This window comes from Vibrio sp. Vb1755, from assembly GCF_033338635.1.
Taxonomy (GTDB): domain Bacteria; phylum Pseudomonadota; class Gammaproteobacteria; order Enterobacterales; family Vibrionaceae; genus Vibrio; species Vibrio alginolyticus.
Map to the genome: position 1 here is coordinate 369,222 of NZ_JAWOTA010000001.1, position 24,818 is coordinate 394,039.

General features: G+C 45.1%; 21 protein-coding genes. 10 read left to right on the plus strand and 11 right to left on the minus strand.

Annotated elements, in window-relative coordinates; genetic code table 11:
- Nucleotides 1-49: 49 nt before the first annotated feature.
- Nucleotides 50-652 (plus strand): beta-phosphoglucomutase family hydrolase, encoded by a 603-nt coding sequence (locus R7E00_RS01745; protein ID WP_031778829.1) that lies wholly within the window; start codon nucleotides 50-52, stop codon nucleotides 650-652.
- 88 nt (nucleotides 653-740) lie between these two features.
- Here R7E00_RS01745 and R7E00_RS01750 read toward each other — a convergent pair whose 3' ends face one another.
- Nucleotides 741-1,733: an OmpA family protein gene (locus R7E00_RS01750; protein ID WP_262606149.1), complete on the minus strand. Its 993-nt coding sequence runs from the start codon at nucleotides 1,731-1,733 to the stop codon at nucleotides 741-743.
- Between the two features lie 458 nt (nucleotides 1,734-2,191).
- Here R7E00_RS01750 and aroG point away from each other — a divergent pair, with 458 nt between their 5' ends.
- The 3 genes from aroG to R7E00_RS01765 all read left to right on the plus strand — a co-directional run bounded on the left by aroG (nucleotide 2,192) and on the right by R7E00_RS01765 (nucleotide 6,341).
- Entirely contained in the window at nucleotides 2,192-3,244 is a 1,053-nt protein-coding gene (gene aroG, locus R7E00_RS01755) for a 3-deoxy-7-phosphoheptulonate synthase AroG (RefSeq protein WP_017635200.1), read from the plus strand.
- A 152-nt stretch (nucleotides 3,245-3,396) separates the two neighbouring features.
- Nucleotides 3,397-4,569, plus strand: coding sequence for an MFS transporter (locus tag R7E00_RS01760; RefSeq protein ID WP_171342610.1), 1,173 nt, complete (start codon nucleotides 3,397-3,399; stop codon nucleotides 4,567-4,569).
- A gap of 209 nt (nucleotides 4,570-4,778) precedes the next feature.
- On the plus strand, nucleotides 4,779-6,341 hold the full coding sequence (locus tag R7E00_RS01765) for a methyl-accepting chemotaxis protein (RefSeq protein WP_171342609.1): 1,563 nt from the start codon (nucleotides 4,779-4,781) through the stop codon (nucleotides 6,339-6,341).
- Between the two features lie 140 nt (nucleotides 6,342-6,481).
- Here R7E00_RS01765 and tkt read toward each other — a convergent pair whose 3' ends face one another.
- Together tkt and tal are read right to left on the minus strand one after the other, a co-directional pair.
- Nucleotides 6,482-8,473 (minus strand): transketolase, encoded by a 1,992-nt coding sequence (gene tkt / locus R7E00_RS01770; protein WP_042522667.1) that lies wholly within the window; start codon nucleotides 8,471-8,473, stop codon nucleotides 6,482-6,484.
- Between the two features lie 125 nt (nucleotides 8,474-8,598).
- Nucleotides 8,599-9,549 (minus strand): transaldolase, encoded by a 951-nt coding sequence (gene tal, locus R7E00_RS01775; protein WP_005373488.1) that lies wholly within the window; start codon nucleotides 9,547-9,549, stop codon nucleotides 8,599-8,601.
- Nucleotides 9,550-10,015: 466 nt separating this feature from the next.
- Here tal and R7E00_RS01780 point away from each other — a divergent pair, with 466 nt between their 5' ends.
- Nucleotides 10,016-11,017, plus strand: a complete 1,002-nt coding sequence (locus R7E00_RS01780) for a sugar-binding transcriptional regulator (RefSeq protein WP_005387670.1) — start codon at nucleotides 10,016-10,018, stop codon at nucleotides 11,015-11,017.
- Nucleotides 11,018-11,182: 165 nt separating this feature from the next.
- Here the strand turns inward: R7E00_RS01780 and R7E00_RS01785 are convergent, their stop codons facing one another.
- From R7E00_RS01785 to moeA, 5 genes are all read right to left on the minus strand, one after another.
- Entirely contained in the window at nucleotides 11,183-12,013 is an 831-nt protein-coding gene (locus R7E00_RS01785; RefSeq protein WP_206953445.1) for a sulfurtransferase, read from the minus strand.
- 140 nt (nucleotides 12,014-12,153) lie between these two features.
- Nucleotides 12,154-12,648 carry a hypothetical protein gene (locus R7E00_RS01790; protein WP_169629067.1) on the minus strand — a complete coding sequence of 165 codons (495 nt, stop codon included), beginning with the start codon at nucleotides 12,646-12,648 and terminating at the stop codon, nucleotides 12,154-12,156.
- A gap of 12 nt (nucleotides 12,649-12,660) precedes the next feature.
- On the minus strand, nucleotides 12,661-14,766 hold the full coding sequence (locus tag R7E00_RS01795) for an LruC domain-containing protein (RefSeq protein WP_262606148.1): 2,106 nt from the start codon (nucleotides 14,764-14,766) through the stop codon (nucleotides 12,661-12,663).
- 175 nt (nucleotides 14,767-14,941) lie between these two features.
- Nucleotides 14,942-15,691, minus strand: a complete 750-nt coding sequence (gene moeB, locus R7E00_RS01800) for a molybdopterin-synthase adenylyltransferase MoeB (protein ID WP_158173417.1) — start codon at nucleotides 15,689-15,691, stop codon at nucleotides 14,942-14,944.
- A gap of 9 nt (nucleotides 15,692-15,700) precedes the next feature.
- On the minus strand, nucleotides 15,701-16,936 hold the full coding sequence (moeA, locus tag R7E00_RS01805; protein WP_262606147.1) for a molybdopterin molybdotransferase MoeA: 1,236 nt from the start codon (nucleotides 16,934-16,936) through the stop codon (nucleotides 15,701-15,703).
- 287 nt (nucleotides 16,937-17,223) lie between these two features.
- Between moeA and folE the strand changes: the two genes are divergently transcribed.
- On the plus strand, nucleotides 17,224-17,877 hold the full coding sequence (gene folE / locus R7E00_RS01810) for a GTP cyclohydrolase I FolE (RefSeq protein ID WP_005373478.1): 654 nt from the start codon (nucleotides 17,224-17,226) through the stop codon (nucleotides 17,875-17,877).
- Between the two features lie 45 nt (nucleotides 17,878-17,922).
- On the opposite strand, the gene R7E00_RS01815 is transcribed toward folE, so the two are convergent.
- Nucleotides 17,923-18,870: a TDT family transporter gene (locus tag R7E00_RS01815; RefSeq protein ID WP_005373475.1), complete on the minus strand. Its 948-nt coding sequence runs from the start codon at nucleotides 18,868-18,870 to the stop codon at nucleotides 17,923-17,925.
- A gap of 261 nt (nucleotides 18,871-19,131) precedes the next feature.
- Nucleotides 19,132-20,535, minus strand: a complete 1,404-nt coding sequence (gene clcA, locus R7E00_RS01820; RefSeq protein ID WP_186585438.1) for a H(+)/Cl(-) exchange transporter ClcA — start codon at nucleotides 20,533-20,535, stop codon at nucleotides 19,132-19,134.
- A 456-nt stretch (nucleotides 20,536-20,991) separates the two neighbouring features.
- On the opposite strand from clcA, the gene R7E00_RS01825 reads away from it, so the two are divergent.
- Nucleotides 20,992-21,606, plus strand: coding sequence for a hypothetical protein (locus R7E00_RS01825; RefSeq protein ID WP_262606146.1), 615 nt, complete (start codon nucleotides 20,992-20,994; stop codon nucleotides 21,604-21,606).
- Here R7E00_RS01825 and R7E00_RS01830 read toward each other — a convergent pair.
- Nucleotides 21,587-22,000, minus strand: coding sequence for a helix-turn-helix domain-containing protein (locus tag R7E00_RS01830; protein ID WP_005387686.1), 414 nt, complete (start codon nucleotides 21,998-22,000; stop codon nucleotides 21,587-21,589). The genes R7E00_RS01825 and R7E00_RS01830 overlap by 20 nt on opposite strands.
- A gap of 95 nt (nucleotides 22,001-22,095) precedes the next feature.
- Between R7E00_RS01830 and R7E00_RS01835 the strand changes: the two genes are divergently transcribed.
- The 3 genes from R7E00_RS01835 (at nucleotide 22,096) to R7E00_RS01845 (ending at nucleotide 24,813) form a co-directional block, all read left to right on the plus strand.
- The gene (locus R7E00_RS01835; protein WP_262606145.1) at nucleotides 22,096-23,004 is read left to right on the plus strand and encodes an aldo/keto reductase family oxidoreductase; all 909 of its coding nucleotides are present in this window, start codon (nucleotides 22,096-22,098) and stop codon (nucleotides 23,002-23,004) included.
- A 367-nt stretch (nucleotides 23,005-23,371) separates the two neighbouring features.
- A complete protein-coding gene (locus R7E00_RS01840) occupies nucleotides 23,372-24,376 on the plus strand; it encodes a response regulator (protein WP_262606144.1) in 1,005 nt (334 codons plus the stop codon).
- Nucleotides 24,376-24,813, plus strand: coding sequence for a PAS domain-containing protein (locus R7E00_RS01845; RefSeq protein WP_262606143.1), 438 nt, complete (start codon nucleotides 24,376-24,378; stop codon nucleotides 24,811-24,813). Before R7E00_RS01840 ends, R7E00_RS01845 begins: the two co-directional genes overlap by 1 nt.
- Nucleotides 24,814-24,818 lie beyond the last annotated feature (5 nt).

A 24,818-nucleotide genomic window follows, 5' to 3' on the forward strand; every position in this document is an offset into this window, starting at 1 on the left:
GAAAGAGCTGATAAATTAACATTACAGATGCACAAATAGAAGAAAAGACATGAGCACGATTGATTTTAGACCCTATGAGGGATTCATATTTGATATGGATGGTACTCTAATCGATACCATGCCAGCCCACTTGGCAGCTTGGCAAGCAACTGCTGAGCGTTTTGATTTTCCGTTTTGCCAGGAATGGTTTCACAGTTTGGGAGGGATGCCGAGCTTTAAAATTGTTGAGGAACTAAATCGTGTGCATGAGCTTTTATTAGATCCTAAAACTGTCGCGACATTTAAAATGGAAACATTCGCTGCTATGGAGCTTCATGGTGACGTTATTCCTTGCACGAACATCGTGTTAGAGGAATATTTAGGCCATAAGAAAATTGCAGTCGGTACTGGCAGCCAACGAGAAAGTGCCATGCGCTTATTAAGTCATGCAGGTTTATTAGACAAGTTGGATGTTGTAGTAACCGCAAGTGATGTAGAGAACCATAAACCCTTTCCAGATACCTTTTTGATGGCCGCGGAACAACTCGACTTGGAGGCGTCACAGTGTCTTGTGTTCGAGGATACTGAGTTGGGGAAGCGAGCGGCGCATGCAGCTGGTATGGATTGCGTTATGGTGCAAGATAATGAGTTGATCTTTTTCCCAAAACCATAGTGGCAATATCCCTTAATATGAGATCAAAATGGGGTGCAAATGCACCCCATTAATTTTTACCACATCATCGATCATGAATCATAGATGCTTATTCTGGTTGAACTAGCTCTTGGTATTCAAATGAAGGTACCACAACTTCTACGCGACGGTTTTTCTCACGACCTTCGCGAGTGCTGTTGTCAGCAACTGGGTTTTCTTCACCCATACCTTTAACTGTCAAACGATCTGAACCAATGCCAGCTGCGGTTAGGTAATCAGCAACAGATTGAGCACGACGCTCAGACAGTTTTTGGTTGTATGCCGCAGGGCCTGAGCGATCCGTGTAACCAGTAATCTCTACTTGAGCTTGAGGATATTCGTTCAAGAATGAAACAAAGTTGTCCAGACGTTCAGAAACGGAATCTGTTAACTTAGCACTATCGAATTCAAACGTACCTGTACCGTACTCTTCTTTGTGCACCTTGCTCATCATCACTGGTTCTGGATCTGGCTCGATCACTTCTTCCGTTACAACTGCTGCAACAACTGGAGCTGCTGCAAATTTGTAGTTAACACCGATACCAAAGAAGTTAGCATCCATGTCGTCCCACACGTCGTCAGACATGTCTTGGTAGCGTTGGTATTCAGCGCGAACACTCCAGTTTCTATCGATCGAGTATTCAGCCCCCAAAGAACCTGTTGGGACAAAGTCTGTTTCGTCATCAGACATCATGTAAGCACCACCGATCTTAGCAAACAGATTCCAAGAGTCGTTTAAGTGCCAGTTGAATTTAGGTGCAAGTGTTAAAGCCGTTAGATTGCCGTCAATCGTATTAACCGTGTTAGCCCCTGACATCGAGTTAGCTTTGTAGTCGCCTAAGAAGTCTACGCCGTACTCTAGCCCAATGATATCGGTAAAGTCATAACCGATATGTAGTCCTGCACCGAACGCTTCATCATCACAAGGGCTATTTAGATAGCAAGCGTCGTCAAGTGTAGTCATGCCCACTTTGCCCCCGATGTACATTTCAGCTTGAGCAGAGTTTAAAAGCGCGCTACTACCAGCTACCACTGCTGCTACTGCAATTGCTACTTTGTTCATAATGTTTCCTTGTATTGATTGCATATTAACTTCTACTTCGTTTTATCAAAAAATTAGAAAAAACCAGCGTTTATAAGAAATTAGTTTAATATTCTAATCATTTCATATCAAGCAACAATATATTTGAACTTGATCAACATTTACTACCCAAAAATACCTCACAAACTTCTGATATTTCTTACATTGTAGTAAAGATTTTTTGGTGCATAAGAAAATTGATGATTATTTTGAACTTTTTTCGTAAACTTTACTTTACATTGTGCGTGGTGGTTAACAGGTGGTTTTTATTTGCATTTATTTGCAAAAACTGATTGCAAGTCTACGCCTAAGCCGATAAGTTACTTAAACGCTAGACAGAAAATGACCACAGCCCTTGATGCTGCTCGCTTTGTGAACAATGTTGCAATGAGTTCAGTTGGTAAAAATGGGGTCGGAAATAAAACCAGGAAGTAGAAGTAATGTTTCAAACTGATGATGTAAGAATAAATAGAGTAAAAGAGTTATTGCCACCTGTTGCAGTATTAGAGAAGTTCCCAGCGACTGAAACCGCTTCTTCGACCACTTTTGATTGCCGTAACGCCATTCACAATATTCTTGAAGGAAAAGACGATCGATTACTCGTGATCGTTGGCCCGTGTTCTATTCACGATCCGGCTGCCGCGGTTGAGTACGGTAAAAAGCTAAAAGTACTACGTGATGAACTGGGCGAGCAGCTTGAGGTTGTTATGCGAGTTTATTTTGAAAAGCCGCGTACAACCGTTGGTTGGAAAGGCCTTATCAATGACCCTTACTTAAATGACACCTATAAGCTAAATGATGGTCTACGTATCGGACGTAAACTTCTTCTTGATCTAACCGATATGGGCTTGCCAACGGCAAGTGAATTCTTAGATATGATCACACCTCAGTACGTGGCGGATTTGATCAGTTGGGGCGCTATCGGTGCTCGTACGACAGAATCTCAGGTTCACCGCGAGCTAGCTTCTGGTCTTTCTTGTCCTGTAGGTTTCAAAAACGGTACAGACGGGAATATTAAAATAGCGAGCGACGCGATTCGTTCTGCAAGCGCTTCCCATCACTTCCTTTCAGTAACAAAATACGGTCATTCCGCGATCGTAGAAACCGCTGGTAATCCAGACTGCCATATTATTCTACGTGGCGGTAAAGAACCAAACTACAGTGCAGCACATGTAGCTCAAATTAAAGATGAGCTGGACACTGCAGGTCTGCCGAAAAAAGTGATGATTGATTTTAGCCATGCTAACAGCTCGAAGCAGTTCAAGCGTCAAATGCTGGTGTCTGATGATGTATCCGAGCAAATCTCTGCTGGCGAAGAAGCCATTTTTGGTGTGATGATCGAGTCTCATTTAGTTGAAGGTCGCCAAGACTTAGTGGATGGCAAAGCAGCCACTTATGGTCAGTCGATTACTGATGCATGTATTGGTTGGGAAGATACGGAAACGGTACTTCGTCAGCTTTCTGATGCAGTAAAAGCGCGCCGCAACAAGTAAGCTCAACAGAAAAACTTTTTAAAAGCGAAAAGTGAATAGCCAGAGGTACTATGCCTCTGGCTCTTTTTGTTGAGAATTACTCTCATATCTTTCTATTGTTTCTGCTTTCCTATATGTTATCTGTATACGTTGTAACCAAAAGGAATTTGGAATTGAATCGTAATGTATGGCTTCTATCTCTCTGCCAAGCCTTATTAATGACAGGGAATATTTTACTCATATCTGTTATTGCCCTTATTGGCAAAACACTTGCGCCGTCATCAAGTTTTATCACATTACCAGTTGCACTGCAGTTTTTGGGACTGATGGCCGCGACAATTCCCGCGTCGCTAATTATGGGCAAGTTAGGGCGTCGCCTTGGTTTTAGCCTTGGTAATGTCATTGGCATTTTGGGTGCTAGTCTAGCGACGTATGCATTAAGTCAACAAAACTTCTATCTGTTCTGCATGTCTACGTTTTTGCTTGGTGTTGGTATAGGTTTCGGTACTCTATACAGGTTTGCTGCCATTGAAGTGTGTGAAGAGTCGGCAAGGCATAGGGCGATTTCGATATCTATGGCGGGTGGGGTGTTAGCGGCGATCCTTGGACCTAATTTGGCGGTGTACTCACAGCAGTGGTCAGGTGATGGCTTATACATTAGTGCATTTGCTGTGCTTGTCGTGCTTTATATAACCGCGTTGGTTGTGCTACAAACCATTCGTTTTCCACCTGCACACACGCAGGCGCTACACGCTAAGGCGGATAAGCTGAGACTGATTATTCGTCGACCTAATTTCATGCTGGCAGTTATCGCGGCAATGGTTGCGTACGCGGTGATGAACATTTTAATGACAGCAACTCCTTTAGCGATGATTGGTTGTGGCTTTGATTTTGATAAAGCGGCGGGAGTGATCGAATGGCACGTGTTGGGTATGTTTGCACCTGCGTTTGTCACGGGCCGTCTGATAGAGCGGTTTGGCGCTAAGAATATGATTTTAGGGGGTGGATTGCTATTTGTTGCTTGTATTGGAATTAACATACATGGAGTGTCTATCTGGCATTTTAGCCTTGCTTTAATCTTGTTAGGAATAGGGTGGAACTTTATGTTTATCGCAGCCACCGGGCTGTTTAGTCAAAGTTATGAAGCGAAAAACAGAAGTAAGGCTCAAGCGTTTAATGAATTCTTCGTGTTCAGTTGTGTCACCATTACCGCATTACTATCTGGTTGGCTTGAGTCTACCGTAGGTTGGCAGAATCTTAATTTGTATGTTCTTCCATTTGTGTTACTCGTTATCGCGATGTTTGCGTTAAAAACGAATAAAAAGCCAGAATCACAAACCGCTTAATTAAGTCTTAATATATAACCCGGCCGATCGTGTCGGGTTTGTTTATTAGCTCAAATCAACAATCTCTTCTTTATGTTTTTATCGATAATGTGAATTCCCACAATAAAAATGTCGGTTTGATAAGACTTTTTATCTAACTTTTTGTAATAAAAATAAAAATCCTGTATATATCTTGCCGAAAATCAATAAAAACTAAAGAAGTTTCGTCTATGTCAGCCAATATTTCTCATAAAGCTCAAGAAACTCTCGTGAGGGAGTCTGAGGAACTCGTCTCAACAACGAACTTACAAGGTGTTATTACATATTGTAATGAAGCCTTTTGCCGCGTTGCTGAATACACTCACGAAGAACTTGTCGGTCAGAACCACAATATAGTTCGTCATAATGATATGCCTAAAGCCGCTTTCGGTGATATGTGGGCACGCCTTAAACAAGGTAAAGCCTGGCGTGGAATGGTTAAGAATTCCACTAAGTCTGGCGGTTACTATTGGGTTGATGCTTATGTCACCCCTATCTACGAAGACAACCATGTTGTTGGGTATCAATCAGTGCGCGTGAAGCCAAAGCGAGAGTGGGTTGATATTGCGACAAAAGCCTACAAAAGCATGCGTGCTGCAGAGAAGTCTGGCCGAACTTGGTCGTTGAAAATCAATGAAACCATTCGCTATGCGATTCTACTTGGTGCACTAACCGCACCTGCAACCGCATATGCGTTGTCTGTTGAAGGGCCGTTGGCTTGGCTTGCAAGTGCGTTACCTGCAAGTGTTCTGGCTCTGTTATTCCGCCAAGAGTTAATTGATACACCTCAGCAACTTAAAAAGTTACAAAAGCAATATGACAGCGTAAGTCGCTTGATCTATTCCGGTAACACGGCATTTTCGATTGCCGATTTCCATATCAAAATGCTATCCGCAAGAATTCGAACCGTGTTAGGAAGAATGACTGACTCCGCATTGCCTTTGCAGCATTGCGCCGAAGAGCTTAGTCAAACAACGGCAGAAGTCTCGGCTGCATTAAATCAGCAAAATACCGATATTCATCGTGTGCGAGATGCTACCCAAGAGGTGGAGTCGTCGGCAAATTCGGTTTCTTCGAGTACCAATGATGCCCATATGTTGATTGATGATACATTGAAGTCATGCTTGATGGCGAAGGAGACCATCGATCAAACGCACACCAATCTAGCGAAGTTAAGCCTTCAAGCTGAAAAAGCGACGGAAACGACGTATCAACTGAGTGATCAGGCACAGAAGGTGAACCATTTGATGGAAGAGATTGGTGGGATCGCAGAGCAAACCAATTTACTGGCACTCAACGCGGCGATTGAAGCGGCAAGAGCAGGGGAGCAAGGTCGTGGTTTTGCTGTTGTAGCTGATGAGGTCCGCGCGCTTTCTGGGCGTACATCCAATGCAACTGAACAAATCCAAGCTTCTATCTCCACTATGTTGGCAACGATTCAAAGTTGGCAGAAAGATATTCTGGCAAACAAAGAGCAAACCGATGCCTGTTCTCAAGTAGCAGAACAAAGCGCGTTGCGTTTGTCTGAAGTTGAACAGATGATGCAAACCATGAGTGGGCTGATGGTTGATGTAGCAGAAGCGGCGAATAACCAGTTAAAGCTATCTAGTGATGTAAACCAGCACATTCATTCTATCGCTTCGACCGCAGAACAAAACTTGGCAGCAACACATTCAGTTGAGCAAAATAGCCGACAGTTGAAAGACCAAGTACAAGATTTCTATCAGCTCGCACTTCGATTTGAAGACAAATAGTCGTAACGAAAGTTGTGATGTTTATGCCCTGGCTGCGTTTATGCGAATAGGAGCCAGATAAAGAAAGCCCCGCCATTGCTGGTGGGGCTTTTCAGTTTTCACATTCGCAATAGAGAAAACTGACGATCTTTTTACTGCAATTACGCGAGTAGCTCTTTTGCTGTGTTCACTACGTTTTCAGTTGTGAAACCAAACATTTTGAATAGTTCGCCAGCTGGTGCAGATTCACCGAATGAAGTCATACCGATGATGCGACCGTCAAAGCCTACGTACTTGTACCAGAAGTCAGCAATACCTGCTTCAATTGCGATACGTGCTGTTACGTCTGATGGCAGTACAGCTTCACGGTAAGCGGCGTCTTGTTTGTCAAATGCGTCTGTTGATGGCATTGAAACAACGCGTACTTTCTTACCTTCAGCAGTTAGCTGTGCTGCTGCTTCTACTGCTAGTTCAACTTCAGAACCTGTTGCGATAAGGATTAGCTCAGGCTTGCCTTCGCAATCTTTCAGAATGTAAGCACCTTTCGCGATGTCTGCTACTTGTTCTGCTGTGCGCTCTTGTTGCGCAAGGTTTTGACGAGAGAAGATAAGTGCTGTCGGTGCATCTTTACGTTCAATCGCTAGTTTCCAAGCTACAGCGGACTCAACTTGGTCACATGGACGCCATGTGCTCATGTTTGGTGTTAGGCGTAGCGATGCCATTTGCTCAACTGGTTGGTGAGTTGGACCATCTTCGCCAAGACCGATAGAGTCATGCGTGTACACTTGGATGTTCTGAATTTTCATCAGCGCAGCCATACGCATTGCGTTACGTGCGTACTCCATGAACATTAGGAATGTTGCGCCGTAAGGAACGAAACCGCCGTGTAGCGCGATACCGTTCATGATCGCTGTCATACCGAATTCACGTACGCCGTAGTGGATGTAGTTACCAGAGAAGTCGCTTGCTTCTAGAGACTTAGAACCAGACCACATTGTTAGGTTAGAAGGTGCTAGGTCAGCAGAGCCACCCATGAACTCTGGTAGTAGAGCACCAAATGCTTCTAGAGCATTTTGAGACGCTTTACGTGATGCAATGTTTGCTGGGTTAGCTTGAAGATCAGCAATGATTTGGCTTGCTTTCTCTTCCCACTGTGCAGGAAGCTCACCGTTTACGCGGCGTTTAAATTCAGCTGCCAGCTCAGGGTACGCTGCTTCATAAGCTGCAAATTTCTCGTTCCACGCTGCTTCCTTAGCTGCGCCTGTTTCTTTCGCTGACCATTCTGCGTAGACTTCTTGCGGAATTTCAAAAGGACCGTGCTCCCAACCTAGTTCTTTGCGTGTTGCTGCGATTTCTTCTGCACCTAGTGGCGCACCGTGACAATCGTGTGAACCAGATTTGTTTGGTGAACCAAAACCGATGATAGTCTTAGTACAGATAAGTGTAGGACGTGGATCCGCTTTCGCCGCTTCAATTGCTGCGTTGATTGCGTCAGCATCGTGACCATCGACTGCAGGGATTACGTGCCAACCGTAAGCTTCGAAACGCTTAGGTGTGTCGTCAGAGAACCAACCTTCAACGTGACCGTCGATAGAGATGCCGTTGTCATCCCAGAACGCGATCAGCTTGCCTAGACCTAGAGTACCTGCAAGAGAGCATGCCTCGTGCGAAATACCTTCCATCAGACAGCCGTCGCCCATGAACACGTAAGTGAAGTGGTCAACGATGTCGTGGCCTTCTTTGTTGAATTGCGCTGCTAGCGCTTTTTCAGCTAGAGCCATACCAACCGCGTTAGTGATGCCTTGACCTAGCGGACCCGTTGTGGTCTCGATACCTGGCGCGTAACCATACTCTGGGTGACCAGGAGTTTTAGAGTGAAGCTGACGGAAGTTTTTCAGATCGTCGATAGACAACTCGTAACCTGCAAGGTGCAGTAGAGAGTAAATCAGCATTGAGCCGTGGCCGTTAGACAGTACGAAACGGTCGCGGTCTGCCCACTCAGGGTTTGATGGGTTGTGGTTTAGATGAGAGCGCCAAAGAACTTCAGCGATGTCAGCCATACCCATAGGTGCACCTGGGTGACCAGAGTTAGCTTGTTGAACACCATCCATGCTTAGCGCACGGATTGCATTTGCTAGATGTTTACGATCCATAGTGATTACTTCTCGATATTTGATTTAAATAGAGGGAACTCGCCGAAACAAGTTCAAATAGAATTTTTTGAAAATAGTGCTGATGGTAAAAGCGAGTAGACGGGCTACTCGCTTTTGGTAAGCAATTAAAGCTTAGCTTCGATCATCGCTTCTAGTTTGCCTTGGTCAACGGCGAAGTTGCGGATACCTTCAGCCAGCTTCTCAACAGCCATTGGGTCTTGGTTATGTTCCCATAGGAATTCAGCGTGAGTCATTGGTGCTGGACGCTCAGCTGCGCCTTTAGAATCAACTAGTTTCTCAACTACTTCACCTTCAGCTGCTTCTAGTTCTGCAAGTAGAGCAGGAGCGATAGTTAGACGGTCACAACCAGCTAGTTCTAAGATCTCACCGATATTACGGAAGCTTGCGCCCATAACTACAGTTTTGTAGCCGTATTCTTTGTAGTAGTTGTAGATCTTAGTTACAGATAGTACGCCTGGATCTTCTTGAGCTTCGAAGTCACGGCCTTCTTTCGCTTTGTACCAGTCCATGATACGACCAACGAATGGCGAGATTAGGAATACACCCGCTTCTGCACAAGCACGTGCTTGAGCGAACGAGAATAGAAGCGTTAGGTTACAGTTGATGCCTTCTTTTTCTAGGATCTCAGCTGCGCGAATGCCTTCCCAAGTTGAAGCCAGTTTGATAAGGATACGGTCGTTAGTGATGCCAGCATCGTTGTACATTTTCACTAGTTGACGAGCTTTCGCTACGCTGCCTTCCATATCGTAAGATAGACGAGCGTCTACTTCTGTAGAGATACGACCTGGGATAGTTTTTAGGATTTCTTTACCGATGTTTACTGCAAGCATGTCACAAGTATCTTGAACTTGTTGAGCTTTGTCGTTGCTCTGTGCTTTAGCGTATTCGATTGAAGCATCGATTAGAGGTGCGTACTCTGCGATTTGAGCGGCTTTAAGGATAAGAGAAGGGTTAGTTGTTGCGTCTTCTGGCTGATACTTTTTAATTGCATCAATTTCGCCAGTGTCTGCTACTACAGTCGTTAGTTTACGAAGTTGCTCTAACTTGTTGCTCATAATCGATCATCCTATTTAAATGGGCTTAAGCGTGATTTTTGTTATCACAGCTTGTGCATTTGCAAGCGAGTTAGCTAACCGTCTCATCGCATTTAATGAGACATCTGCTCAGCCAACTACGGAAAATTTCGTTACCGAACAAATGCTATGAACATTTGATCGATAGCTGAGTAAATGATGTGTCCATATTTATCCTATCTATGCTGAAAGTCAATCGCTGAAATGGACTTATAGTGAACTTCATCAACGTTTTTTTACTGTGTGTTTAGTGGTTAACCCAAATAAACGTTTGCCCTTATTGTTCAAAGCTTGAGCGTTGTCCAAGAGGGTAAAAAATTGTAGTGAGAAAATGTTATTGCGATGAGCAAATGTAGCGTTTAAATTGATAAAGAACATATGCTAAGTCAATGAGCATATGTTCACTTATTGCATACAATATCGATCCTCTTAAAGGGCGAGAGAAACCATGAGCAGTTCTAATCAAGATATTTCCATTGAAAACACGGATTTGTTGACAGAGATTTCCGTCGCGTATTATCAAGACGGTGCGACTCAGGAAGAGATATCGAGAAAATTTGCCATATCACGCGCAAAGGTCGGGCGAATGCTCAAGCAGGCGCGTGATGAAGGCATTGTTGAAATTACCGTTAAATACCATCCGGTGTTCAGCGCCAAGATCGAACAACGTTTGATCGAGCGATTCGGCGTTAAGCGCGCGCTTGTTGCTCTTGATCAACCGAATGAAGAAGCGCAACGACTACAGGTATCGGGATTGGTGTCCAATTATCTCACTAGCACGCTCAAAAACGGCATGGTGGTGACGGTCGGACAAGGGCGCAACGTATCGTCCGTCGCTCACCATATAGGTGTTATTACGCCGCGTGACTGTAAATTTGTGTGTGGCATTGGTGGTATTCACCCGCGTGGCGGTATGTATAACGCCGACCATATTTGTCGTCAGTTGGCGAAGAAGTATGGGGGAACCTCTGAAACCCTTTATGCGCCGGCATACGCAGAAAATAGAGAACAGAAGTTGGCCTTCATGCAAAATGCAACCGTGAAACAAACGCTCGACCTAGCGCGTAAAGCCGATGTCGCTTTGGTTGGTATTGGTGACATGAGCGAAAACAGTTACATGGTCGACTTAGGTTGGTTTACGCCTGATGAAGTGGTTCAGTCGAGACTTCAACAAGGTGTGGTAGGGGATTTTGCAGGTTATGACTTCTTTGATATTCACGGTAATGTAGCGAACACGGTAATGAGTGACCGAGTAATTGGACTTGGTATTGAAGAGTTTCGGCCGATCTCGGAAGTTATTGCGATCGCAGCTGAGAACAGCAAGCCACTCGCTCTACTCGGAGCATTAAGAACTGGAGCGATAGACGTGATCGCCACGAGCGTTAGCAACGCATTAACCGTGCTCAACTTAGATGAGCAAATGCACGGTAACGCGACATCTGAACGCTAACGGAAATAGTCGGCTTTTGATGTAGTCAGGCTATGAGGAGGGACAAATCACTCATAGCCAGTTTCTATTTCGAAATGACAAGTTTGGTTTAGAAGCTGCGTTTAGTTTATTGGAACACATCATCTTTAGATAAACGTAAGATACTTTGTTAAACAGACACTTGTCTTAACACTCGATAGGTAGAGAGTGGTCTGCACCCCATTCGGTCCAAGAACCGTCGTACACCGACAGGTTGTCCAGACCAATTTGATACGCCGCGAGTAATAAAATGCATGCGGTTACACCGGAACCGCAACTAAAAATAATCGAATTGTCACTATCTATCGTTAGTGCGCTAAATATCTGTTGCAACTCTGAATTTGGTTTAATGTGACCGTTGGTCAAGAGTTCTTGAAACGGTAAGCAAACCGAATTTGGAATGTGCCCACTACGTAGACCTTCTCGTGGCTCAGGCACTTCACCAAGGAAGCGAGCTTTGGCTCTGGCATCGATGATATTGGCACTTTTATTGGTTGAATGAGCAAGAACATCTTGTGCACTCAAAAAGGCATTTTGGTTGAGCTTACCCGTAAAGTTGCCTTCTTCGCTTGGTTGCGATAGGGCACTTTCGGCAGGGAGTCCTGCTTCAATCCAAGCTGGAAGACCGCCATTTAAGACTCGAACATTGTCATGCCCCATGGCTTTGAACATCCACCAAGCTCTTGGTGCCGCTAAAGTGCCTGAGTTGTCATAAACCACAATCAAGTCTTCGTTGTTCAAACCGAGTTGTTGCGCACTTTGGTTGAAGCCTTCTTCTGTTGGCATCATATGCGGTAGGGAGGAGCCGGGTAAGCAAAAGTCATTGTCGTAATCAAAGCGTAAAGTATTTGGAATCCACTTATCTTGAATCTTTTTGCCTTCAGAAGGGATTTGAAACGCAATACTAGCGTCGAGGAGCTTGACGTTAGGTTGGCCGAGAAGGCTATTGAGTTCATCAGTACTAATCAGTGCTTGCATTGTCTTTAGTTTGTTAGGTGGATAATCTTACTGTTTTACAACAAAAAAATCGCATGTTCAAAAGAACGATGCGATTTTTAAGCTTGAGATTGAAGATTTATGATGAAGGGGCGCTTTCGCTATGCCTTCAATCTATCTAGTTACATGGTCCAAGTGTTGTCTCCAGAAGTAATCACTTTCTGAATTGGGTCACTACCGTCATAGAACCAAATTTCAACAAGTAGGCTACCTTGGCTATCAGAAACATTAAAGTCGACATTTGCTGTACCATTGTTGAGTGGAACCGATGCGACTTTGCTTGGGTATTTTGCATCGTAGTTACCTGAACTGTTCTCGACAAACTCTTTGTACACGCTTAGGTGTGCTCGTTGTGAAGAGAAACCACTGATGTCTACATTGAGCGTACCTTCCGTCACTGGGTTGTAGCTAAAGCCATCTGGTACTACTAGATCATGCATGGTTGCATCTTCCACTGTTACCGTTGTCTCTTCTTCAGTAGTTTCTTCCTGCTGGGTAGTATCTTCCTCTGGCACCGTGGTTTGGGTTGGTGGAGGTGGTGTACTGTTACCACCACCGCCGCCTCCGCCACAAGCCATTAGTGCTAATCCCATGATGATTGTGATAAGTGCTTTCATAATGTTATCTCCCTATGGAATGTAGCATTTGTTAGGTGTTGGAGAGGTGTGCCAATCTGTGCTTAGTTCGCCACCAGACTCAGCCCAAGTTTGGAATTGAGGGTATGCATCGACCATGTCTACACGCTCTAGCGGCCAATCCCAATCCTCTACTATCAACAGTGCCCAAGGTAAGTTGTTTGCTGTTTTGAAGTACACACCTTGTGCAGGGTCACTGGCATCGACGCCGACACCGAAGAGGTTTTGGTCATCAAACTGTTCTGTTGGTGCTTGGTCTGCTAAGTGAACTTCCCATTTACGACCTGGTTGGAAGGTAATCCCGTCGCCATGGTAAGTCCCCGGCGTTGCGAAGATGAACGGGTCGTATGGCATGGCTTGAATGGCTGAACGGTCAGAGCCTTCGGTGAAGTACACATTCAAGGTAAAGGTGAGTGAAACGTTATCATCACAGCCAGACTCGGTACGGAAGTAGCTACAGCTGCTAGCCGCGTGTGTGCTTAAGTCTTCACTGATGATGAAAATTGCTTCATCAGAAATACTTTCCAAACCATTAGATGCTTGTTCTACACCATTGAAGGATAGCGTTGTTAATCCGTTTTCAATCGAGCTTCTCAATACACCCGGTAGTCGGATTGCGAAGCCATTTTTGTAACTTGCGCCGTAGGCCGCTAGGTCACCTGTAATCTGGATATTCTCAACATGACCAGCAAGACTGGTTTCAGTGATGCGGAATTTCACGACCACATCGTTCATGTCGTAGTCTGCGGTGTATGGCCAGTTATCTTCGTAAGCCACGGTGGCGTAATCTTCTGCACTCGGGAAATACTCCACTGAGTAACCATTACCAGTGATGGTAATTGGGTAATCTTCCACCTCACCAGACGTCGAACCACCATCGTAGTTTAATCCGGTTTGTTGGCTAAAGCGGAATCGGCTCCAGCTAGACCCTTCCGTTGCAGCGGTTGAAACTACAAACGGTAGGGGATTATTACCCGCAGACAGTAATTCGTCAGTAAAGACTTGTTCGCCTTCATCATCAAAGTCACCATCGCGGTTCCAGTCAAACCATGCTGATAGGTAGCCAGAAGTGGAAGCCGTCACATTCACAATTGAACTTAAGCCTGGGTCAAGTGCGGATACAAAACCAACACCATCTTCATCAGCTGTGCCAACAGAGTTGTCGTTTGCTTGACCGTCGGCATCACCATCTGGAGCGACTGAACCAAGCCAAGTTACACCGTCCACCTCATGGCGAGGACCGTTTGACGCAAGCGTGGTGTGGTAGCTGTCTGGAGCATCACCAAAATCAATTGGCTCGTCTTCGTCAATCACTGGAGCATTTGCACAACGTGCTCCATCATTTTGGCTTGAGCTTGGACCGTTGGATACAAACTCAACCGCAGGAACGATACCTGCTGCGATATTGGCTGCGTTACCTTCCGAAAGGTCAACACGATAGATTTTGCCGTCTTGGTTGCGTGACACGTAGTAGTTGCCGTTTACATCGAAGTAGCCAGCACCAAATGTGCCTAGCTCGCCAGTGTCACCTATCGCAGTCGTATTACCATTCGATGGGTTGAACTGGTATAGCACTCCAGAGTTATTGTCGATGCCGTAAAGGGAGCCGTCGCCTGGGTGGAATGCAAAGTCGGTTAGGTTCACTGTCGCTGTTGAGCTAATTTTCACGATGCTCAATGTCGCATTTGGATCAGAATCGAGCGGAGAAAGGTCAATGGAGAAAAGTCCTTTGCCTTTGCGGTACAAGTAGTAGACGTGGTTGTAAACGTCACCTACGTAAAACGTGTGGTCGGTAGGAAGGCCCGAAACATCAAGCGTCTCTGCTTGGAAGTCTTTACCAAGACGAACAATCTTTTTGTTTGTGGTGTCGTAGCCGTAGATATAACGGTCAGTGAAGTTAAAGCCTACACCGTTGATGCCCGAAGCCAAACCTGTGTCGTCCTCTAAAAGAGTCGTAGAGCCTGTAACCAAATTGACGCCATAGATTTGAACCGGGGTTGATTGGAACAGGTATGCTTGGCTTGGGCACGTATCAAATGGCGCCGCTTGTGCGTAAGCGCTCGCTATTAGAGACCCAAGTAGTAGTGATGTCCTTTTCATAATTCGCCCTCTCATTGGTTCGTGATATATGCAATGAAAGGAATGTGCCAAGTTTTAAGTTGTTGAATTTTATTGATTTAATATTTGTAAGAAGAAGGGTTGTAAATCTGATTGTCAAAATGAGAAAAAGCCCAACATCGAGTTGGGCTTTTTGGGAATGATTAGAGGTTTAGAACTAACTACAAACCGGACAGTTGGGCATTTTCATCAGATTCATTTCTCGCCAAGACATGCTGAGCGCGTCCAAAATCAGAATTTTACCTTTCATTGGTTGGCCGTAATCAGCAATAACTTTGATCGCTTCCATCGCTTGTACTGCGCCAACAATACCTACAACAGGCGCCATGACTCCGGCTTCGACACAACTTAACGCACCGCTGCCGAAGAGGGCACTTAAGCACTGGTAACATGGTTGCGTTGGGTCGTCGTAAGTAAACACACTCACTTGGCCTTCCATACGAATGGCCGCGCCTGAAATTAGCGGTGTTTTGGTCGCAAAACATAGGCGGTTAAGTTGATTGCGCGTATCGACGTTATCTGATGCATCGACAACAATAGTGTGCTGCTTAATCAGGCTCTCTAACGCGGTATCATCAAGACGTTTTGCGATGGTATCTACGATAATGTGCGGGTTAAGCTCACGCAGTGCATCGGCCGCCGAGTCTACCTTCTTACGACCAATATCCGCATCGTGGTGCAGCACTTGGCGCTGAAGGTTAGACAACTCGACGGTATCATCATCAATCAGCGTGATTTTACCGACACCAGCAGTCGCCAAATATTGGCTTGATGCGCAGCCTAAACCGCCAGCACCAAGCATCAATACCGATGCTTGTTTGAGTGCTTCTTGTCCTTCAAAGTCAAACTGACGAAGAATGATTTGGCGGTTGTAACGCAACATTTCCTGATCGGAAAGAATGTCCACAACGTCTTCCTAGTAAAGGGTTGAGTTGAATAGTTGAATCTGAACCGTTTCGCCCACTTCAACTCGGCCGCGTTCACGTTCTAATACAACAAAACAGTTCGCTAGGCTCATTGAGCGGAATGCACCAGAGCTTTGGTTACCGGTTGTTTCAACGACAAACTTGCCATCTTCCAATGTATAGATACCACGTTGGTAATCGGTACGACCTGGCGCTTTCTTAAAGGCGGTTTTGGTTGTCGCTGGAATAGATTCGGGTGCTTTCCATTCTGTATGGCCTGCAAGTTTTGCCAGCATTGGTTGAACAAGCACGTACATAGTAAGAACCGCAGAAACAGGGTTACCCGGCAGCCCACAGAACCAAGCAGTGCTTAGCTTACCAAACGCGAAAGGTTTACCCGGCTTGATTGCTAGCTTCCAGAAACCGATTTCACCAAGCTCTTCAAGAATGTCTTTGGTGTAATCCGCTTCGCCCACACTGACACCGCCGGAGGTCACAACCACATCTGCCAATGTTTGCGCTTGTTCAAAGGTTGCTTTTAGAGTCTCTGGGCAATCTGGAATGATGCCAAGATCAACGGCTTCACAACCGAAGTTCTCGATAAGTGGTTTAATACCGTAGCGGTTGCTGTCGTAGATCTGACCTTCGTCTAGCGGCTCGCCCAGTGGTTTAAGTTCATCACCAGTAGAGAAGAACGCAACTTTTGGCTTACGTACTACTGTCACATGGCTTATACCAAGAGACGCAATCATCGGAATATCGCGAGGTGTCAAACGTGCACCTTTTGCCAGTACGATGTCGCCTTGCTTGATGTCGTCACCTGTTGGGCGGATGTTGTTTTGTGGCTTCACGTCGGTTTGGTTGAACTGAATGTCATCATCTGTCACTTCAGTGTTTTCTTGCATGATAACGGCATCACAACCCTGTGGGATTTTTGCGCCAGTCATGATGCGAACACAGGTACCTTGAGGCCATTCACCTTCAAAAGGTTGTCCTGCAAATGATTTACCTGCCAGAGGCAATACAGAAGATGACTCAAGATCTTGAATGCGAATAGCGTAGCCATCCATTGCTGAGTTGTCGAATGGCGGTACGTGGATAGGAGACAAGATATCTTCTGCCAGTACAAAACCGAGTGCTTCAGCAAGTGGAAGAGAAAGCGTTGTTTGGATAGGTTTGATTCGCGATAACATTTTGTCCATCGCTTCTTCAATTGGCATCAAGCCAGGTGCGTCGCAGCAGCCCATTGAGAAAATCCTGTGTTCTTTTGTTTTGTGGCAACTTTACCATAAAAGGGGACTGAGTAAGAATGTCCACCTATAAAATATGGGTGTAATTATTCAAAAATCCGAGTATCCTTGTCAGCCATCCAAAAGGGGTAAAAAACCTGCGGAGCTCAAGAAAATCAGCTCAGTACCTTCATCTGATGTGACTTGGTGTAAAGACACGAACTGAGCAACTCAAAGCGAAAAGTATGAATGCAATTTTGATTGGGTTTGTACGAAGGCTGAAGTAAAACAAAAGAGGAAGTGGAATGTCAGGTCTTAGCGAGTCAGCGAAGTTAGTAAAAGAAGCGCTAGAGCAACGCGGTTTGGAAACGCCAATGCGTCCAAACAACGTAAGTCGTGAAGAGAAGAAAGAGAAGATCGAACACCACATGCGTGAGATTTTAGGTCTACTTCAACTTGACCTCACTGACGATAGCCTAGAAGAAACCCCTCACCGCATTGCTAAGATGTACGTTGACGAAATCTTCTCTGGTCTGGATTACTCCAACTTTCCTAAAATCACAGTGATTGAGAACAAGATGAACGTGAGCGAGATGGTTCGCGTGAAGGACATCACCGTAACCAGTACTTGTGAACACCACCTTGTGACCATTGATGGCAAGGCCGCTGTGGCTTACATTCCACGTGGCAAGATCATTGGCTTATCAAAGATCAACCGTATCGTTCGCTTCTTTGCTCAGCGTCCACAAGTACAAGAGCGTATGACTCAGCAAATTCTTGTTGCACTTCAAACGCTGCTTGAGTCCGATGATGTGGCAGTGACGATTGACGCAACACACTACTGCGTGAAATCTCGCGGTGTGATGGATGCAACCAGCGAAACGACAACAACTGCATTGGGTGGCATCTTCAAGAGCAACCCAGCAACGCGTGCCGAATTTCTGCACGGTTTACGCTAGGTAACTAAGCAAGTTTCTAAGAGGATGGCAAACGCCATCCTTTTTTTATGCTTGTTTAGAAAATGACTTCATGATTTCTGGCCAATACATTTTGACGTAACCTGCCGATACCCAAACAACCAATACAGTCGCGATACTGAGCTCTAGAAAACCAAAGTCGTGTAGCCAGTGCCAGTGAGGGTGCGATTCGGCAAAAAAAGAGGTTAAGCGATGCATTGCGATAGCGCTGATCACGGAAGGAAAGGTTACTGCCGCGATAGAAGGTTGAAACTTCAAGCGAAGTAAGCGGAAGTAACATAAGTAGATCAATAAAGTCATAGTGATGGCGATCCCTGCCAATGCGCCTGTTAGTATCGGATCAGGTAAGGGAAAGTTCACCAAGTATGCTGCTAATGATAAGTTTACCGGCGCGGCCATAATCGCGAGGGTCGGTCTTGCTCGCCTTGGTAGAGAGCCGAAAAACACCAAACGATACAACACGAGTGGCAGCATGAAGAAATAAATGCCGATGCACATCATCGCTAGCGTTTCGGAGAATAAGTTGTGACCTAGTTGAGAACCGGCTAGTGAACTACTGATCAGCCCCACCGGATAAAGAAACCAACTCGGTACGATATTGGACATTTTGAAGTTCATTAGCTGAAAGCTAAAAAACAGCACCATCATAGTAAAATGCAGCAAAAGCGCCATAAACCAAAGTGGATAAGCGATGATAGGCGCTACAGCGGCAAGATAATCTGCAAGGATCAGTAACGCCATACTCATTGGTGCCATTAAACTACCACTCAGCGGGTGACGAATGTCGACCATGAATAATCGTGGATTAGCGGCATATTTTATGAGTACAGGGGCGAGTAAAAGTGCGCCGAGTGACGCCAAAAATGGGCGTATCGGTTCACCAATCTCAGGAACATAGAGTGCCCAAGCTTGCCCTAAACCTATCATACCTAGTGCCAACGCGGCTTGAGACGGCGGGACACTATAAAACTGCACAAGTCTTCTCCAGTTCAAATCTACTCCATTTGATTTTTGCCTGAATGAAACAAAACATGACGATTTGGATGAAATGCTCTATTTAAGTAGCGAATACTAACAAGTATGGAGAGGGGTTTCTCATGAAAGGTGGTGAGCAAATATCAGAGAATGATAATTTTGTGAGTTTGGTATCGAATATTTGGGAAAAGATGCAAAAATGCAGCGTTTATCGCTCCAAACCCTTCGATAGTCTGGAGCGAAGTGATAACAAAGAGAATGTTATGTTGATTGATTCTCCGGTAGATCCTGTTGGCGTAACTTTTCGTTTTTGATTGTGCGATGCAGCAGCTGGCTGTAAATAGGTTGTCCACCCAACAATTGAGCAATAATCACAGCGCCCAAACAAGTAATGATCAATGGCAGGATTAAGTAGTAGTTATTCGTCATTTCAATCACTAACAGAATACCAGTAATCGGTGCACGTACCGTTGCAGCAAACAGGGCACCCATGCCCGCAATCGCAAATACACCAGGCTCGATATCAAGCGCAGGGAGCAAGACATCAGCACTTGCTCCGAACGCATAACCAAATAAGGTTCCCAGAGCAAGCATAGGTGCAAAGATGCCTCCCGGCGCACCAGAACCAAAACAGAGCAGGGTTGTAATTACACGACCAAAGAAAAGCAAAACTAAAATAGATACCGAGTAGTTACCGTTAGTAATGTCAGGAATAAGGCCGATACCACCACCAGTTAGTTGGGGGACGTACAAAAGAAGCAAGCCAAACACGCCTCCCAGTAACGAACCCACAATCAAGTAGCGCTTACGATCGTTTTTGTGAATTGCGACAAAACTGTCTTGCGCCACGGTAATCAGTTTATTGAAGATCACGCCAAACACGCCAAACAATGCGCCAAGCAATAAAAACAGCCATAGGGTTTGAAGCTCTGGCGACTGGTATTGCGGCATAGTGATAACGGCGTCTTGCCCGTTGATGGCGCGAAACACTATGTTCGCCATAATGGCAGAAATGATCACTGCGCGAATTGAGATCAAAGAGTAGCGAAACTGAGGTCGCATTTCCTCCACAACGAACATAATGCCTGCGAGCGGGGCATTAAAGGCCGCAGCCAAACCACCAGCAGCACCAGACGCGAGCAGGGAGTGGCGGGTATCGTCATCCTTTACCCGGAATATATCGGTCACCATTCGACCTACAGCACCACCCATTTGAACGGTTGGGCCTTCACGACCCAGCACCATACCTGAGCCAAGTGCGCCCATGCCGCCGAAGAATTTTACTGGTAGCACGCGCCACCAGCGCACTGGACGAATACTATCCATTGCCCCTTCGATTTCAGGAATACCAGAGCCTGCCGCTTCTGGCGCAAAGCGGTGCACAAGAAAATAGCCAATAAAAGCTAAAAGTGCGCTAATGAGAACCGCTGCCAGCCACAACGGTAGAACATTACCAATTTCGCTTCTTAACCATTCTGTTCGTGTTTCAGAAACGAAATGAACGGCAAGCTCGAAATACGTACCGACAAAACCAGCCAACGTACCCACAATGGCGGCCATAATGAGAACAGAAAATGGTGTTGACCCTCGAGAGACAAACTGGTTAATCGCATCTTTCGGGACGTGCGCCAACACAGATTTCACAATTCTCTCGCGTTTGGTCATTAAAAAGCTCTCCTGTTGCTGGGGGGAAGGGACGAAAGAAAGTATACGCTTCGCAGAGTCTAGACCTAATCAATAAAGATGCAATTTAGCTTTTCACTATTGAGTGTTCGAAGTGTCGCGATATTATTCATTCACTCAGATTGTGCTATTGCTCTCATAATTTAGGATAAAAAACTTGTTTTTTGAGAAAAATGAACCATGCTTTAAATGTAAAGCAACATGACTGCTTCAGAAGGAGGGATGTGAGGTTTTACACACAATTTGGATGGATTCAAACCCTACGGTAAGTCCTCGTTTTATGTTCGGGATGCATCAATAGACATCGCCGATTCGCACACTCACGATTGAGTAACGAGGTAGAGGCGCACGCACATGTGCGCCTTCTTAATTTCTGCGTTATAACTTTCATCACCACCTGCCACTATTTTTCTCTTGAACATTTTCTTGCAGTTAGTAATGTCTTGGTTCGATGTCAACCAACTAGAGCAGTGCATGCGCTTTTATCTTCGACTCTTACTTTCTTTATGTTGTTGTTCGGTAACGTTTCCGGCACTTTCAACGCCGAGCTGGTGGCAAGACACGTTGTCAGCAATGCCATATTCCAATCTAAAAGAACGTATAGAAAAAAGTGGAAGCTGGTATGGTTGCGAAGTGCAGTTGCGAGACAACTCAACGTTTATCAGCGCATTTTGTTTGGATGATTTTTCGTACTACCAGCAGCACTTGTATGGTGAAGTGATTTTGAGAAGAGAAAGTGCTCAGTTCTCGTTTCTCACTGAATACGAGTGGCAGCGTCTGAATGACTTACTTCTCAACTTAAGAAAGGATGGGTTAGTTTTACGCAGAGTTACTATCGGACAAGAACACTATGATGTCGTTGAAGCTCTGGAAAAGAAATCTTCCGAACTTGTCGATAAAGAAGTTATCTTGTTGATAAACCGCTATCCGCAAGAAGCGATTCGAAGTTTGCTTTGGGTAAAACCGGACGAGTTTCTGACGCCATCACCGTCCTTAAATGTGCAATTGCGCAGTGATGGCGAAATTATCGAGGTCAAAGTGACTCGTTTTTAGATTCTTTATGGAGAGATAGGAAGGTCGCCATTGCAGACTCGTCCAAAAATCCATCCGATTTTTTGTGAGCGCGCAGGTATTGATAGCCTGCGATTAGCTTGCGGTGTAGCTCTTCTGCATCGTCCGACAACGGCTGATTCATAACGTGTTGAAAGGCAAGTTTGTACGCATCCATATCCACGACTTCAGCACGGCGATATAAATAACCACATCCCGTTGCTAACCATTCGAGAGAGCAATTGGCGCGCATTGCAATTTGATTTGCTTTAGTTAGGCTAGGTTCACTGCCTTTAAGGTATTTGCGTATTAAAGCTTCAGACACATCGACGCGTCGAGCGAACCCGCTGATGCTTTCTTCTCCGATCAGGGTGGCTAGGCGTTGGGCAAAAGACATATTTCGTACTCCAGTTCGAATTGCGAAAGTTTACCCGTTGAGCCGGTACGAAAACAAGACTACGATGAATGCAGATCAATTGAAGGAGAAAACCCATGGTTGCAAAAGTAGTAACTGCACCAAAAGGCCCAGAGTTCTCAGAGCTGGTTCAAGGATATTGGCGTGCAGTTGAGTGGGGAATGACGGCTCAAGAGCGTTTGTCATTTCTTAAGCAACACATTGAGTTAGGCATTACGACAGTCGATCACGCCGACATCTACGGTAATTACGAGTGTGAGGCGTTGTTTGGTGAAGCGTTAGCTTTAGACAAGAGTGTTCGTGAGCAAATTCAGATCGTGACGAAATGCGACATCAATTTGTGTGGCGATAAAACGCCAGAGCGTAAGATCAATCACTACGACACGAGCTCAGCACATATCTACCAATCGGTGAATAACTCGCTAGAACGTTTGAATGTGGATGAAATCGACGTACTTTTAATTCATCGTCCTGACGTGTTAATGGATGCAGACGAGGTTGCAGAAGCATTTTCTGAGCTTCATAAAGTCGGTAAAGTGAAGCACTTTGGCGTGTCTAACTTCACTCCACGCCAGTTTGAACTGCTGCAATCTCGCTTAGGTAAGCCGTTGGTTACTAACCAAGTGGAAATCAACCCACTTAACTTTGAGGTTGCTCACGATGGAACGCTTGATCAAATGCAAATGTTGCGCACGCGACCAATGGCTTGGTCTTGCCTCGGTGGTGGTTCAATTTTTAGTGGTGACATTGAGCAAGCTGTTCGTGTCCGTAACGAATTAGAAGCAATTCGTGAAGAAGTGGGCGCAGCGAGTATTGATCAAGTAATTTATGCCTGGGTACGTCGTTTGCCATCTAACCCTATTCCAATCATTGGTTCTGGTAAAATCGAGCGTGTGCAAACTGCAGTTAATGCATTGAACATCGAACTTACTCGAGAGCAATGGTATCGCGTATGGGTGGCTTCTAAAGGCCATGGTGTGCCATAGAATTGATATCTTATCGATGAAATTATTATTAAAGGCATCCTCTAGCAGGGTGCCTTTTTAGTTTTAGCGCGTTACTGTTTACCCATTATGGAAATGGAAAGAATGAAATTCGAGCAAAAATGGGCTTTGGATGTTAGCTGCAACTTTTTGCTTACTTTGGGTGGAGGAGTTTTACCCATGTTTGTTTTATGTCACTAAACAGCGAATGTGATGCTTGCTTTTTAGTCATTTTGTTCACTCATTCATTCATATTGCGTATGCTTATTGAATAATAAAGAAATAAGAAACTCGTCAGTTTTCTCGTATTACATGCTGTAACAATCTGTTAGACTCCGGCGCAGATTGTGGAATATAAAAAGGTGATTGAATGTCTTTTCCCGTACTCATCTGTGATGATTCAGCGTTAGCACGCAAACAGATGGCGAGATCACTACCAGCCACATTGAATGCCGATATTACGTTTGCTATCCACGGAAAAAACGCGCTAGAAGAACTCAAAAAAAACGAGTTTAAATTGATGTTTCTTGATTTGACCATGCCAGAAATGGATGGCTTTGAAACACTAGAGCACATGCAACGGTTGGGGGATAAAACTCCGGTGGTTGTGGTGTCGGGGGATATCCAACCTAAAGCGAAAGAGCGCGTGTTCGCACTGGGTGCAAAAGCGTTTATTCAAAAACCGATCGCCAAAGATGAACTCAAGAAGGCGCTTAAAGAGTTGGTCGAGCCAGAACCTCGTCCTCAAATTATCACGCCTGTCTCTATTGAGTTACCGATTTTACGTCGTCGCGATATTTACATGGAAGTGGCTAACGTTTCAATTGGTCGAGCAGCCGATGCGTTGGCGCGTCACTTTGATGTGTTTGTGCAACTACCTCTGCCGAACGTCAATATCTTTGAAGTGAGCGAACTTCACATGGCCCTACGCGACTTGGCGTCGCATGACAACGTATCGGGTGTTTGTCAGGGGTTTTGTGGCGAAGGTATTGCTGGCGAAGCGCTAGTGATTTTGAGTGATTCAAGCGTATCTGATCTCAAAAAGTTGATGAAAGTACCAGCAGACAGCGAAGAGCTAGAAGAGCTTGAGCTGCTAATGGATATTTCTAATATTTTGGTGGGGTCGTTCTTAAATGGTTTAGGCGAGCAGTCTGAAGTCCGATTCTTCCAAAGTCCACCAGTACTCCTTGGTCAGCATATCTCAATTGACTCGATCATTGAATCTACAACTGGAGCATTCAGCCGCACGATGACATTCGAAGTGAGCTACAACATTGAAGGGACGTCGATTCGTTGTGACTTGTTGTTTATGTTTGTGGATGAATCCTTGCCGCTGCTTGATAACAAACTGTCTTATCTAATGGAGGAGTTCTAATGTTGAATATGCCAGCAGAGTTTGAACAATTCCATTGGATGGTGGATATGGTACAAAACGTCGACATGGGCTTAGTGGTCATTGATCGAGATTACAATGTACAGGTCTGGAATGGGTTTATGACTCATCACAGTGGTTTGCAGTCTCATGATGCGATTGGTCGTTCTATATTTGATATCTTCCCTGAAATCCCAAAGGAGTGGTTTAAATTAAAAACAAAACCAGTGTATGACCTAGGCTGCCGCAGCTTCATCACATGGCGACAACGACCTTACTTATTCTGCTGTCGCAATGTTCGACCAGTCACGCAGCAAGCGGAGTTTATGTACCAGAATGTTACGTTGAACCCAATGCGCACACCGACTGGAAAAATCAACTCGTTGTTTTTGTCTATACAAGACGCGACGGCTGAAGCTCTGATGTCTCAGAATCAATAGCGATA

Excerpts from the sequence above, each read along its gene's own strand:
- R7E00_RS01745 (WP_031778829.1), top strand. The coding sequence starts at position 50 with ATGAGCACGATTGATTTTAGACCCTATGAGGGATTCATATTTGATATG.
- R7E00_RS01750 (WP_262606149.1), bottom strand. The coding sequence starts at position 1,733 with ATGAACAAAGTAGCAATTGCAGTAGCAGCAGTGGTAGCTGGTAGTAGC.
- aroG (WP_017635200.1), top strand. The coding sequence starts at position 2,192 with ATGTTTCAAACTGATGATGTAAGAATAAATAGAGTAAAAGAGTTATTG.
- R7E00_RS01765 (WP_171342609.1), top strand. The coding sequence starts at position 4,779 with ATGTCAGCCAATATTTCTCATAAAGCTCAAGAAACTCTCGTGAGGGAG.
- tkt (WP_042522667.1), bottom strand. The coding sequence starts at position 8,473 with ATGGATCGTAAACATCTAGCAAATGCAATCCGTGCGCTAAGCATGGAT.
- tal (WP_005373488.1), bottom strand. The coding sequence starts at position 9,549 with ATGAGCAACAAGTTAGAGCAACTTCGTAAACTAACGACTGTAGTAGCA.
- R7E00_RS01780 (WP_005387670.1), top strand. The coding sequence starts at position 10,016 with ATGAGCAGTTCTAATCAAGATATTTCCATTGAAAACACGGATTTGTTG.
- R7E00_RS01785 (WP_206953445.1), bottom strand. The coding sequence starts at position 12,013 with ATGCAAGCACTGATTAGTACTGATGAACTCAATAGCCTTCTCGGCCAA.
- R7E00_RS01790 (WP_169629067.1), bottom strand. The coding sequence starts at position 12,648 with ATGAAAGCACTTATCACAATCATCATGGGATTAGCACTAATGGCTTGT.
- R7E00_RS01795 (WP_262606148.1), bottom strand. The coding sequence starts at position 14,766 with ATGAAAAGGACATCACTACTACTTGGGTCTCTAATAGCGAGCGCTTAC.
- moeA (WP_262606147.1), bottom strand. The coding sequence starts at position 16,936 with ATGGGCTGCTGCGACGCACCTGGCTTGATGCCAATTGAAGAAGCGATG.
- folE (WP_005373478.1), top strand. The coding sequence starts at position 17,224 with ATGTCAGGTCTTAGCGAGTCAGCGAAGTTAGTAAAAGAAGCGCTAGAG.
- clcA (WP_186585438.1), bottom strand. The coding sequence starts at position 20,535 with ATGACCAAACGCGAGAGAATTGTGAAATCTGTGTTGGCGCACGTCCCG.
- R7E00_RS01825 (WP_262606146.1), top strand. The coding sequence starts at position 20,992 with ATGTCTTGGTTCGATGTCAACCAACTAGAGCAGTGCATGCGCTTTTAT.
- R7E00_RS01830 (WP_005387686.1), bottom strand. The coding sequence starts at position 22,000 with ATGTCTTTTGCCCAACGCCTAGCCACCCTGATCGGAGAAGAAAGCATC.
- R7E00_RS01835 (WP_262606145.1), top strand. The coding sequence starts at position 22,096 with ATGGTTGCAAAAGTAGTAACTGCACCAAAAGGCCCAGAGTTCTCAGAG.
- R7E00_RS01840 (WP_262606144.1), top strand. The coding sequence starts at position 23,372 with ATGTCTTTTCCCGTACTCATCTGTGATGATTCAGCGTTAGCACGCAAA.
- R7E00_RS01845 (WP_262606143.1), top strand. The coding sequence starts at position 24,376 with ATGTTGAATATGCCAGCAGAGTTTGAACAATTCCATTGGATGGTGGAT.